This window comes from Tenacibaculum sp. M341, assembly GCF_004337695.1.
In the GTDB taxonomy this organism is placed as follows: Bacteria; Bacteroidota; Bacteroidia; order Flavobacteriales; family Flavobacteriaceae; genus Polaribacter.
This window is the reverse complement of the sequence record NZ_SJXJ01000026.1, coordinates 22,982-36,235: the sequence shown is the minus strand read 5'-3', so window position 1 is coordinate 36,235 and position 13,254 is coordinate 22,982. Positions and strand designations below refer to the sequence as shown.

The 13,254-nt window shown below is 27.6% G+C and carries 12 protein-coding genes; all 12 read right to left on the bottom strand.

Annotated features, from left to right (window positions below):
* Positions 1-17 precede the first annotated feature (17 nt).
* Complete coding sequence (locus EYW44_RS19805; RefSeq protein ID WP_243643704.1) at positions 18-1,118, bottom strand: glycosyltransferase; 1,101 nt, start codon at positions 1,116-1,118, stop codon at positions 18-20.
* A 70-nt stretch (positions 1,119-1,188) separates the two neighbouring features.
* Complete coding sequence (locus EYW44_RS19800) at positions 1,189-1,746, bottom strand: putative colanic acid biosynthesis acetyltransferase (RefSeq protein WP_132726876.1); 558 nt, start codon at positions 1,744-1,746, stop codon at positions 1,189-1,191.
* Complete coding sequence (locus tag EYW44_RS19795) at positions 1,739-2,824, bottom strand: glycosyltransferase family 4 protein (protein WP_132726873.1); 1,086 nt, start codon at positions 2,822-2,824, stop codon at positions 1,739-1,741. Before EYW44_RS19795 ends, EYW44_RS19800 begins: the two co-directional genes overlap by 8 nt.
* A 2-nt stretch (positions 2,825-2,826) precedes the next feature.
* Positions 2,827-4,083: an O-antigen ligase family protein gene (locus EYW44_RS19790; protein ID WP_132726870.1), complete on the bottom strand. Its 1,257-nt coding sequence runs from the start codon at positions 4,081-4,083 to the stop codon at positions 2,827-2,829.
* The gene (locus EYW44_RS19785; protein WP_132726867.1) at positions 4,064-5,317 is read right to left on the bottom strand and encodes a hypothetical protein; all 1,254 of its coding nucleotides are present in this window, start codon (positions 5,315-5,317) and stop codon (positions 4,064-4,066) included. Before EYW44_RS19785 ends, EYW44_RS19790 begins: the two co-directional genes overlap by 20 nt.
* Before the next feature lie 8 nt (positions 5,318-5,325).
* Positions 5,326-6,537: a polysaccharide pyruvyl transferase family protein gene (locus tag EYW44_RS19780; protein WP_132726864.1), complete on the bottom strand. Its 1,212-nt coding sequence runs from the start codon at positions 6,535-6,537 to the stop codon at positions 5,326-5,328.
* Positions 6,524-7,807 (bottom strand): hypothetical protein, encoded by a 1,284-nt coding sequence (locus EYW44_RS19775; protein WP_132726861.1) that lies wholly within the window; start codon positions 7,805-7,807, stop codon positions 6,524-6,526. Before EYW44_RS19775 ends, EYW44_RS19780 begins: the two co-directional genes overlap by 14 nt.
* 3 nt (positions 7,808-7,810) lie before the next feature.
* A complete protein-coding gene (locus EYW44_RS19770; protein ID WP_132726858.1) occupies positions 7,811-8,854 on the bottom strand; it encodes a GDP-L-fucose synthase family protein in 1,044 nt (347 codons plus the stop codon).
* Positions 8,847-9,962 (bottom strand): GDP-mannose 4,6-dehydratase, encoded by a 1,116-nt coding sequence (gene gmd / locus EYW44_RS19765; RefSeq protein WP_132726855.1) that lies wholly within the window; start codon positions 9,960-9,962, stop codon positions 8,847-8,849. Before gmd ends, EYW44_RS19770 begins: the two co-directional genes overlap by 8 nt.
* A gap of 13 nt (positions 9,963-9,975) precedes the next feature.
* Positions 9,976-10,518, bottom strand: coding sequence for a dTDP-4-dehydrorhamnose 3,5-epimerase (rfbC, locus tag EYW44_RS19760; RefSeq protein ID WP_132726852.1), 543 nt, complete (start codon positions 10,516-10,518; stop codon positions 9,976-9,978).
* Positions 10,519-10,521: 3 nt separating this feature from the next.
* Complete coding sequence (locus EYW44_RS19755) at positions 10,522-11,565, bottom strand: hypothetical protein (RefSeq protein ID WP_132726849.1); 1,044 nt, start codon at positions 11,563-11,565, stop codon at positions 10,522-10,524.
* A 9-nt stretch (positions 11,566-11,574) separates the two neighbouring features.
* The gene (locus EYW44_RS19750) at positions 11,575-13,254 is read right to left on the bottom strand and encodes a DUF6909 family protein (RefSeq protein WP_132726846.1); all 1,680 of its coding nucleotides are present in this window, start codon (positions 13,252-13,254) and stop codon (positions 11,575-11,577) included.

Here is a 13,254-nt window from a genome sequence, read left to right as displayed (position 1 = left end):
TGTTGAATATCTTTTTTTCAATTGAGTGTACAATTAATAATCTTTTCTACCATCTGGTCTATTGTAAACAACTTCTTGGCTATGGTAGATTGATGATTTTTATCTGTCTTCAAAGTTATCAAACTTTTTAAAGATGCTAATATTGTATCTTGATTCCACGAATGTATTGCCTTTTCCAAATTATTATTTTTAAAAAGCTTTTCTATCTCGCTATTTTTATCTGTTATTACCAATATTTTGCATCCTGAAATTAATAAGTTTGGTAATTTAGATGGTAAAGAACCTTTGGATGTATTAGGTAATTGTGGAATTATTTGAATATCACTTCTTTTATAAAGTTCTTCAAGATTTTCCTTTTTAACTAAATTATGAAACTTAATTTTTCTATTACTATTTTTTTCTTTTAATTTTTGAAAATCAGCTCCTTGTGAAAAAATATGAAAAAAAATATTATCAATATCTATTGTATCTAATGCATACTTAAAGAAATCATATAACTCTTCTGGATTTTGTTTTTCTCCTAAAGCTCCTGAATAAACAATATTTATATTTTCAGGATTTAAAACATTTCCTAAATCATTAGAAATCTTATCTGTTATTGTTATAAAAGGGTATTGTACTTCTATGGTTGTTTTTTCTAAATCGTATAAACTTCTTGCCTGCTCTTTCATTTCTTCAGATAAAAAAATAAGCTTATCGCAACTCGAATAACATTTATTTTCAATTTTGTTAATGAAAAAACTAATGATTTTATTTAAAATTCCCTTTTTATTAGAAGAATAAATTTCTTGTAAATCATGAACCATCCCTACTTTTCTGATCTTTTTATTCAAAAAAAATAAAATTCCAAAAAAGGCAAAACTAGGAGGAAAAACAGGTAATATTATATCCTTGTTTTTTTGATGCTTTGCTATTTTTCTAAGAACAAAAAAAAGAAAACTTAACTCTAAAACAATCCTTCTTAAAATTGCTATTTTAGGATAAAAAATACTTTTACCTCCTCTAATTATTGTTACTCCATCAAGAGTATCATTGCTAACTTTTGTTTTCCATTCAGGATAAAAAGGATGAAAACAAAGTACAGTAACTCTGTGTCCTTTATCTTTTAAGGAATTCACTAAATTAGTATTAAATTTTCCTGTAGATATTGGTTCGGGAAAAAAAAACGGAGATATTACTAATATATTTTTACTTTTCAACTTTTCTATCTCTTATTACTTTTGCAGGGTTTCCTACACATACTTTATTAGCTGGTAAATCTTTGTAAACACTACTTCTAGATCCTACCACGGTACCATTTTTAATGGTGATTCCTGGTGCTACAAATACATCGGTTGCTATCCAACATTCATCTTCAATAGTTATCTTCTTAGCAAAAATAGGAAAGCTTTTGGTTAAATAATCATGAGATCCTGTACATAAATAACTCTTTTGAGATACAACCACATTGTTACCTATTTCTATTTCACCTAAACTATACAACACAACATCGTCTCCAATCCAAGAATAATCACCAATAGAAACTTTCCATGGATAGGTAGTTTTTACTGAAGGTCTTATAATTACTTTTTTTCCAATTTTGGCTCCAAAAAGACGTAATAAAAAGCGCCTCCATCCATAAAATACTTGTGGAGATGTGTTAAAAAACAATGTTTGTACTAACCACCATAGTTGTACTACAAATGCATTTCTACCTCTAAAATTTTTGGGGAGTTTAAATTCAGATAAATTTTGATAGTTAGGCATTTAATATTTTTATGATTCTACTTTTAAACTGATTAATTGTAAAGTTATTTTTAAAATACTCTTTATTTTTTCTTCTTATAGAATGTACTAATGTTAAATTATTAGACAACTCTGTTAATACAACCTGTAAACTCTCAACATTTCTTTTTTCAACTAAAAAACCGTGTTCTTTGTTAGTAATAATGTCTAAAATACCAGCATGTGCTGTTGTAATAATTAAATTTTCAGTTGCCAATGCTTCTAAAATTGAAATTGGTTGTCCTTCCATCTTATAATAAGTTGGTAAAATAAATGTGTTACTCCAACTTAATAAATCCTTCTTTTCATTTCCCTTAACAACTCCTATATAACTAGTGTTTTTTAAATTCTTTATGTTATCAAGAATTTCTTTTTCAATAGTAGTATCAATATTACCTGCTATTCTTGCTTCGTAACGAATATTCTGATCTTCAAGATATTTTAAAGCGTCTAATAAAACTAATATCCCTTTTTCGAGCATTAAATTACTTAAAAAAACAATTTGTAATTTATCATTATTGGTAAGTAATTTATTGTTTTCATCTTTTAAAAGATAATCTTCAGCAAAATTAGGCAATTCATAAATTTTATCCTCATCTAAAAAAGGTGTTAAGTTGTTTCTCAACAACTTTGAAAGTACTATTCCTTTAGAAAACTGGGATACCAAGGCATAAAACATTTTTCTTTTTATTCCTTTTAATTGCGAATAACAATATCCTAGATAATTACCATGAACATGTATGATAAGCTCCTTTCTTAAAAGTTTTGATAAGAGAATGAATACTGAATATTTTACTATTCCAAAAAAAGTTTGCCCAGGTGTTATGTAAACTATATCTGCATTAAAAATTTTAAAAAAACTACTATTCGTTTTTAGAAAAAACAGGAGTTTTTTTATCGAAAATTTACCTACATGCTCATCAAAGTAAGGATAAGATGTATTCACAATTGTTGTTTTATACTCATTAGATGTGTCAAGTACATTTTTAACAACTTTATTTGCTAATGATACACCAGATATAGGATCTGGAAAAGGTCCTATTATTAATATCCTTTTCATTATTAATTATATCGTTTACTTAAATTGCTTTCTTGTGTTGGTTTTAATCTACTTTCATTTATGTTTTTGAAAAAGAAAAAATTGATAAAAAAAGCAAATAAAATAACTCCATTTTGTCTGTCTAAAATATTTTCAGTGATCATAAAGATCATAAACATCAAAATTAAACAAAAAGCGAAATAATCTTTATTAGTAAAGCATATTCTTAAATTGATAAATAATGATATTAAGAAAAGAATGAAGCCTATTAAACCAACAGTTAATAACACATCTAAATATTGATTATGTGAATTGTAATTAATCTCTAGTAAATGACTTGAAATGTTTCCATAACAGGAATCTAATTCGGACTTAACATCACCCAATCCATATCCAACTAGCCAAGAATCTGAAATTTTCTCTAATGCGCATGTATAAATAGCATATCTAATACTTGTTGAAGAATGAGGATCTACTTCTTTTTTATAACTTTTACTATCAAACATTTCTTGGAATCTTTTAGTTGTATCAGGCATAAACTTATTTACCATAGGTATTGATACTAAAAGAATCGTAGTTATTATCAGTATAATGTTTGTCTTTTTTCTTTGTTTTAAAAAAACATATACACTTGCTGATAATGAAAACGCAATTATTACACCTTTCCTTGATAATAAGAGTAATATAAAGAGTTTAAAAAGACCTATTATTAGTAATGCTATTTTAGTATTTCTATTTGCATTTGTATAAAGATGAATTAGAATTAAAAGCGCTATTGATATATAAATTGATAAGTAAATAGGATGATCAACTAACCAATAAAACCCTGTATTTAAATTATCTAAAAATGGCTGTAAGGCAATCTTTTGCTCGTAATAATTTCCGTACTGTAATGAAACAATGAAAATTATAACACATAAAACAAAAGAAGACAGAAGAAATAATTTTTTTAAAGGTTCTTCAAATTTTAATACTGAAGAAACAGCATTTGAGTTAGCAGATAATAAAACAAAACTCAAAGGAAAAATTAATAATGATAGTTTTGTTTCTAAAATTTTAAATGCATCACTTATATTTTCTGAATATGATATACTTAATGCATACATGACAAACAAACAAGCATTTAAAAAAAATATCCCTTTCATTTTTAAGTCTCTTTTTCTTAAACTAATTAGAGAAAGAATTAAAAATAAAACAACACTTAATCCCTTAATTTTAAAAGGTAAAATAGGAAATATAGCAAGAATAGCAATGATAATATTATACACTTTTTTCTTCATTAGTATTGTTTTTAATTATTGATAAGCTGATCCAAAACAAAGGCATACTCCATAAAAAAGAAGCCGCAGGGATAGAGAAAAAGAACCAAAAAATCACAAATAAATTCCAAAAAATAATGACCATGTTTTTGGTCTCATTCAACACACAAACAAATGATTTATATACGATTTTTATTAGTACCAAAAATAGCAAAAGCCCTATTAATCCGTATCTAAATATCATTGCAAATGGAAGCAAATGTATGTTATGAATTTTATCTGAACCTAATAATGCTGAACTTAAAACCGATTTATCACTATAAAAAACACTTCCATCAATTGTTGCTCCTGAACCCAAGCCAAAAATAAAGCTACCAATGCTACTTGTCCATTGACTGATAACAACCTGACACTCGACAATTCTTTGAGAAATTGACACAAAAAATGGATTATTAAAATCTATTCCTTCATTAAAAATTACTGAAACTTGATAGATACGAAAACCTAAATTACTGTTTTTATCAATAAACAGAAGCACAAAATCTAGTAATTGATTCTTCAACAAAAACACTAAAAAAATAAGACTTGCACCACTTAGAACTACCGTTTTTAATGAAAGATGTTTTCTTGTTCTTTTTAAAAATAAAATCAAAATCATTAAAAGAAAAACTATCAATTGCGTTCTATTGGTAACAACTACTAAAATCATATAGGGTACCAATAGAATTAATGCTTGTAAAATTCTTTTTCGTAATAAATTAAGATAAATAATAATGACTATGATTATTAATAAAATAGCAGGCGGATTTACTCCTGAAATAATACAAATAACTGCCATTAACAATGTCATGTTAGACATTGATTTTATAGAAAAAAGATGACTTTTATAATTCGTATCTATTTCTGTAATGTAATACAATAATGCTCCTAAGAAGAGGTAAATAAAGTCTGTTATAACATATAAGGTTGGATTTCTATTAATAATTCCTATAATTATAGAAAACACAGAAAAAACAAACCAACCATAAACAAACAAGCTATTTGAAGAAACTTTATCAACTCTTGTTGTTAAATCAAACTTTATATTTAAAACATCAACTAAAAAATAAACTACTGTAAAAAATATAATTCCTAACCTCATATAAGGCGCTACAGCAAAACCATTAATATCTGTATATGATAGTACTACCTTTAAAATAATTTCGACAATTAAATAGGCAATAATGAACCAATATTTTTTGTTTTTTTTAGCCAAATGAATTGTTATTGAAGTATGCTATGTATTGATTGATGAATGTTAGACTTAATAACAGCAACCTCGTTCTTTATTATATTTTTAGCCTCGGTATTAGCGCTTAGTAAATAGTTTATCTTTTCTGCTAAATCTTGCTCATTAAAAGTTCTAATATCCAATACGTAATCTTTTAAATTTATCAGATTAAAAGTTCCTTTTGTTTTATATTGATATGCCAACGCAATTGTAGGTACATTACCTGCTAAAGCAAATATTGCAGAATGCATTCTACTTCCTATAAAAAGATCCATTTTAGAATATAAATAAATCAACTTTTTAGGGTCGTTTATTTTATCTAAATAAAATACCTCTACGTTTTCTGATATTTTATTTTTAAGCTCTTCTGATACCGCTACATCACCATCATTTGTGTTTACTGTTACCTGAGGAAATATATAGACTTTTACTTTCTCTTTATGATCTTTTCTGAAAGAACTAATTGCATTTGCTATTTTAGAAAGATAATTATCTGTATCGTCAGTAGTACTTCCTTTATGAGCAAACCTCCAATCTAATACTGTAATTCCTATAGATAAAGAATTAGATGAATCTAACTTCTCATCAATTTCTTTGGATGGTTCAGGGTTTAATGAAAAAGCAATATCAGGTACTTCTTCTACTTTTAACTTTAGGTTTAAATCCTCTAACAGTTCCGTAGTAATATGTTCTCTACTAAAAAAGTAATCTAACTTATTAAATACCTTTTTTAGTAAAAACTTATCCAAAGAATAGTTTAATGGACCTACACTCTGAGGAAATAAAATTACTTTTTTTCCTCTCTTTTTAGATATCCATAAATGATACAAAACATTTAAAAATCCAACCCCCATAGGTCCTATTCTAGAAGAATATAAATACCCTCCACCAGCAGATAAAACTAAGTCGGCTTTGTCTATTTCTTCTGTAGATTGACTTTTATAAAATAACCTCTTTTTGAATCCAGTTATATACTTTTTTATAAAGCTTTTTTCGTTGATTATATCCCAAACTGGAGGAACAGACTTAACATTAAACGTTTTGTAATACTCTCTGTTTTGTTCATGAAATTGAGACATTACAGATATTTCAACATTACTGTAAGCTTTTCTAATGCTATCAATCATTGCTACAATAATGCCTGAATCTCCCCTATTACGAAATGAGTAAGCATTTATTATTAAAACCTTTTTAGCTTTCTCCATTTAAACTTAATTTTTTATTTAAAAACTTATTATAAAAAATAAATACAACGACTGAAAATGTAAGAATTGAAGTAAGAATTATCATTGCTAATGTGTTTCCATTATTAAATTCTTTTAAAAACAACACTCCTAATATTGTTGTAAAAATAGATGTTATTAAATGACTGTAAAAAATAAACTTTGTTTGATTCATAGCTTTTACAGCTACTACAAAAATTCTTGATACCCCAAAAATGAATTGGTATATAAAAAAGTAAAGTAAGTAGTACATTCTACTTAAATAAGATTCATTATTACCATAATAAAACTTGTAAATAACACCAACAATTAAACCTGAAACTAACACCAATCCTATTAGTTTTAATACGTTCTGTTTGATTATTTTTTTTACAAACTTCTTTATTTCTAAAAATTTAGTTCCATCAAAAATTAAAGCTGTTTTTGTTAACATTACATTTTCAAATGTCACGAAGAAAACAGATAAAACTCCTACCAAATTTTGAGAAACTCTTACTACATTAAAATCATCAACCTGAACATATTTTTCTGCTATAAAGTATATTCCTTGAGTATAATTCCAAAAAAATATAATTCCAAATACAAGCCATAATGAATAACTTTTGTGTTTTTCAACTATTTTAAAAATACTAGTTGTAGCTTTACTCCTATCTTCTGCAAATAGTTTTTTTAGTTCCTTACTTTTAAAAAGTAAGAAAAAAACTATTCCTATTAAATGTGCTGAAATTAAAAACCAAAAAATTTCCCCAACACTACTAATAACTCCATAATAATAGTTTATAATTAAAAGAACTAAAAAGCAGCAAACTACAGAAAATGTTGAAAATACATTAATTAAAAAGTTGTTTTGAAAGTAAACAAAGCTAAACCTTCTTATAAGATCATATATGGAGATTACAAGGCTAAGTACAAAAATTGGAAATATGTCATCTAGTAAAAAATCATAATAGATTTTTCCTGCAAAAAACACAAAAAACATAAGAAAAAACAGCAGACTTATATTGATACCAATTACCTTTTTAATATAATCGATGTTGTTATCTTTCTTACTTAAAAATATTTGTAATGGTTGATTAGAAAATGTAGAGGTGATTAAGGTTAAAATAATTATTACAGAATATTCTAAGAAAAAATTCTTAAATAAAATTGGGGTTATTAGTTTTGATAACAAGAATATTAAACCAAAATTCATCAAGCTCATAATTCCTTGTTCAAACAAAACATAATATTTTTTATTTAAAACAAAATTCATCAATTATTTTTTCAAATACCATTGATACATTCTGCTAATTCCTTCTTCTAAGTCAACTTTATTTTTCCAATTTAAACTATGCAATTTAGATACATCTGTTACTTTTCTCAAAGTACCATCTGGCTTATCTGTATTAAAAATAAACGCCCCTTTAAACCCTACTTCTTTTTTTATAAGCTCTGCTAAATTTTTAATAGAAATATCTTTACCTGTACCAATATTTATATGAGTGTTTTTAATTTCTTTAACACCTTCTATAACATCTTTAAAGTCGATTTTTTCCATAATATGAACACAGGCATCCGCCATATCTTCGCTCCATAAAAACTCTCGCATTGGTTTTCCTGATCCCCATACTTCTACACCTTTTGATGAAACTCCAAACTTTGATAAAATTGCTTGAGCTTCTTCAAAATTTTCAACTTCTAAATCTTTAATAACGGCAGCTTCTTTTCCTTCTTCTAATAACTTCGCTAAATGAATTTTTCTGATTAAAGCTGGTAAAACGTGAGATTTTTCTAAATCGAAATTATCATTAGGACCATACAAATTAGTCGGCATTACAGAAATAAAATTCGTTTCGTATTGTAAATTGTAACTTTCACACATTTTTATTCCTGCTATTTTAGCAATAGCATACGGCTCATTAGTATACTCTAATTCATTTGTTAATAATGAATTTTCTTTTAACGGTTGAGCTGCATTTTTAGGATAAATACAAGTACTACCTAAAAACAATAGTTTTTTAACACCACTTAAGTAACTTTGATGAATTACATTATTCTGAATCATTAAGTTACTATATATAAAATCGGCTCTGTATGTATTATTTGCTACAATACCACCTACTTTAGCAGCCGCTAAAAAAACATAATCAGGATTTGTTTCTTCAAAAAACACCTTAGTTGCTTCTTGATTCGTTAAATCAAGTTCACTATGTGTCTTAGTAATAATATTGGTAAATCCTTTTTGTTGTAAATTTTTTACAATAGCACTCCCTACTAAACCTCTATGACCTGCAACATATATTTTAGATGATTTATTCATAACTATTTAAAATATCATGACCTCCTTTTTGTAAATATGTCTCTCTTTCCATTAATTTTAAATCGCTATTCATCATCTCTTGTATCATCTGTTCAAGCGTATACTCTGGTGTCCAACCCAACTTATTTTTAGCTTTAGAAGCATCTCCTATTAACAAATCTACTTCAGTAGGTCTGTAATAATGCGGATCAATACAAACCACAGTTTTACCTACTTCTAAATTGAACTTAGTATTAGTAATAGATTTTACCTTTCCTATCTCTTGTTTACCCGATCCTGTAAACTCTAATGTAACTCCAATTTCATTAAAAGCCATTTTTACAAAGTCTCTTACCGTGGTAGTTTTACCAGTTGCAATTACCCAATCTTCAGGTTGATCTGCTTGTAAAATCATCCACATCATTCTTACATAATCTTTCGCATGCCCCCAATCTCTTTGAGCATTTAAATTACCTAAGTACAACTTATCTTGTAAACCATAAGCAATTTTAGATACTGCTCTGGTAATTTTTCGAGTTACAAATGTTTCTCCTCTAATAGGAGATTCATGATTAAATAAAATTCCGTTACACGCAAAAATATTATAGGCTTCTCTATAATTTACAGTAATCCAAAAAGCATACATTTTTGCTACTCCATATGGACTTCTTGGATAAAATGGTGTTGTTTCTGTTTGAGGTACTTCTTGTACCTTTCCATATAATTCAGAAGTAGAGGCTTGATAAATTTTAGTTTTTCCCTCAAGCTTTAAAATTCTAATTGCTTCTAATAATCGAAGAGTTCCTAAACCATCAACATTTGCAGTATATTCTGGTGTTTGAAAAGATACGTGTACATGACTCATTGCTGCCAAATTATACACCTCATCTGGTTGCACCTCTTGTAAAATTCTAATTAAATTGGTACCATCAGTCATATCTCCATAATGCAAAATAAGTGTTCTATCTTCTACATGCGGATCTTGATATAAATGATCTATACGTTGTGTATTAAAACTAGAAGCTCTTCTTTTTATTCCGTGAACTTCATATCCTTTTTCTAATAAGAACTCTGCTAAATAAGCTCCGTCCTGACCTGTTATTCCAGTAATTAAAGCGACTTTCTTCATATTAGTGTTCTTATTATTTCAAATCTTTTAGTAGCGGTAATACTGTATCTTTTTCAGACAACTGAATTTCATCATCATTAAGCATCCAATCAATACCTAAATCAGCATCATTATACATAACTCCTCCTTCTGCTTCTGGATGATAAAAATTATCACACTTATATGTAAAAATAGTCTCATCTTCTAAAACAGAATATCCGTGCGCAAAACCTCTTGGCACAAACAATTGTTTTTTATTTTCTTCAGATAAAACTATAGAAAAATACTTTCCGTAAGTATCAGATTCTGGACGTAAATCAACTGCAACATCTAATACTCTACCTTTAATAACACGTACTAATTTTGCTTGAGCAAACTCCGCTTTTTGAAAATGTAAACCTCTTAATACACCTCTATTAGAAAATGCTTGATTATCTTGTACAAAACGAATATCTATATTGGTTTCTTGTTTAAACTTATGCTCGTTAAAACTCTCAAAAAAGTATCCTCTATGGTCTCCAAATACTTTAGGTTCTATTATAAAACAACCTTTTAAATACGTTTCTTCTATCTTCATAAACTACTGTACTTTTTTGTAAGTATTTAAAAAACGATTTAATTTTAATAACAGTAAAAAGACAATCATTAATAAAAAGCTTGCCACAGCAAATTGAAACCCTTTATTTCTATTAATCTCTTTAATTTGATGTCCTACTGGTTGAAAATTTGAAACAATATTAATCACTTCAGAAGTTTCTGATAAATCGTTATTCACATCAACCAAACTCTTGTTTAACTCTATATTCGTAGTAAAAAGATCGAGTTCTTTAACTTTTTCAGCCTTCGTTTCGCTCAAATTAATGTTTGTTCCAGATTGTGCTGTTTGTGCTTCTTTTAGCATTACTTTTTTATATACATAATGCAAAGAATCTGCTTGTTGTAAGTTTTTTCTTAACAACGAATCTGTACGTAACAAATTTTGCTTGTTGATTTTCTTTAAATTTTTAAAGTAATCGTTATTAATTATAGATGAAATTATAGCGTTGCTTAATTTCATAAAAACGTCATTCTGAGTGGTAGTTACAGAAACTTTATGAACCTTATAATCAAACTTGGTAAATGAATTTTGAAACTTAGTGTATGAATAATCCTTTACAGTTGTTGTGTCTATTGACTGTAATAAATCGTCATATGAAGTTAAAATATCATTTTCATTAACTACAGGATCGATAGTGAACCTTTTTAAAGATGCAGCCTCTTCATTTGATATTTTAAAAATAGAAGCTAGCAAATTCGTATTCTTTTGCTTTACCAAATCATTGTAAAACTCAACATTGTTATACAACTGTCTAGAACTTTTAAAGTTTGGCTTTAAAAATAAACTCGATTCGTATTTTGAAGGAGATTTAACTTCTAAAGTTATACCTAAAATAGCACCAACTACAGTTGCTATCATTAGCTTAATACTATTTTCTCTTACAAAGAGTAAACTTTGAATTATAAAATCAAAAATTCCTTTAAAAATACGACCAAAAAAGTTGACTAATTTTGTAAATCCTCTACCTATTATTATAAATAAAGATCCTAAATCAACTTCTTCATTTTCATTTACCTTATTAGACATGGACTCTTTTTATTTTAAAATTTGTTCTAGTATTTTTAAAGTAATAGCATACGTTGGAGTTACACCACTCATTCCTAATCCTCCAGAAGCTAAAGTTGCTCCTGTTTCTAACGGATTATCAGATGCATAATAAGCATAACGTACTTTTACTTTATCACTAATGTTACCTCTAATTCCAGATGCAGATTGTATTGCTTTCTGATAATGAGCACCTTCCATTTCTAAACCAATAACGTTCCACGTGGAATCATGGAAAAATTTAAGTAAATCTTTATTTTGTAAAGATGTTCCTAAAACAGTTACCATTGTACCGTCAAAAACCTGAACACCAAAACCTTCTAAGTCTTCTTTTTTAAGTTCGTTTTTAAATGGATAGTTATCAGCTGTTCCTTCAAAAACATGTGCAGAAGGAATCATAATATCTCCTTTTCCTCCTTCTAAAATTCCTGCTTTACCCATAATAGATACAGAATCTACATTTAAATGAATTGTTTCTTTGTCTGTCTTATATGGTTTTAAAAGCTCATCCATTGTTTCATAAGCCTGCTCTCCAAATGCATAATCCATAACAATAATTACAGCTGCATCTTCCTTTTTAGTTGGTGCTGTAAAACTTGTACCTTCAAAATCTATTTTAGCAGTATCAATTACTTGTACATTGATATTGGTACCCGATACATCCTTTAGATAGATTAATCCATTTTCTGAAGCATAGTTTTTAACCTTTGTTTGTAACGGTTTACTATCACTATTACTTAATAACTCATACAACCCAAAACCTTCTTGATTTTTAGCTTCTGTAGGCAATGCTTTCTCTGCATACATACTGTTCAAAACACTATGCATATTGGCACTAATTATATGAATTGGTCTATCTAATAACGAGTTTTCTAATAATGTTTTCTTAATATCATTTGCCCATTCTTCTCCATGATAATGACGACCAATTTCTTCAGAAAGTACTGAACTAAATCGAATAGATCTTTTATGATCATATAATTCTTCATTAATAGCTAACTTACCTAACCAGTAAATTAAGTGGAAAAAACGGTTTGGATTTTCTGTTGTAGAAAATGTATTGTAAGATTGATACACCTCATCATAAGTTCTACCAAGTATACTACCTAAGTGAACAACTAATACATCTTTTTCTTTATCAGATAATGTTTTATTGTGTAACACAGTATCCTCTAAGTTTTGCCACTCTCTAGTTACTTTTTTACCGTCACTTATCAACACTCTTTCTTTTATTTTGTGAGATTCAATAAATAAAAAAGTAAGGTGCGTTAGAATATCGTAAATATCAGATCTTCCTCTGGTAATTTCGATATTCATTTGATCTTTATCTATTCGGTAACAATTTCTCCTTCTTTTTGGTGGAACAATTGCTTTAAAGTGAGAGTTTCTATACCCTTCGTCAGCTGTTAAGTTAATAAACTGACACTCTTCTATACCTTCTGGTAAACGCTCAATTACATATGTAAGACCATTTAACTCAATTTTATCTTCTGCAATAGATCCATAAATTTCTGGTCTAAGCTGTAATAACGATTTTCTTAAGGTTTCACCAGATACTCCCATTGGCTTGTAAAAACCTCTACTAAACAAATGGCGCATTGAAATGTATAATCTTTCAATTGCATTAGTAGATTCTTGGGCTCTGGTACGTTCTTTATATATTTTAGTCAT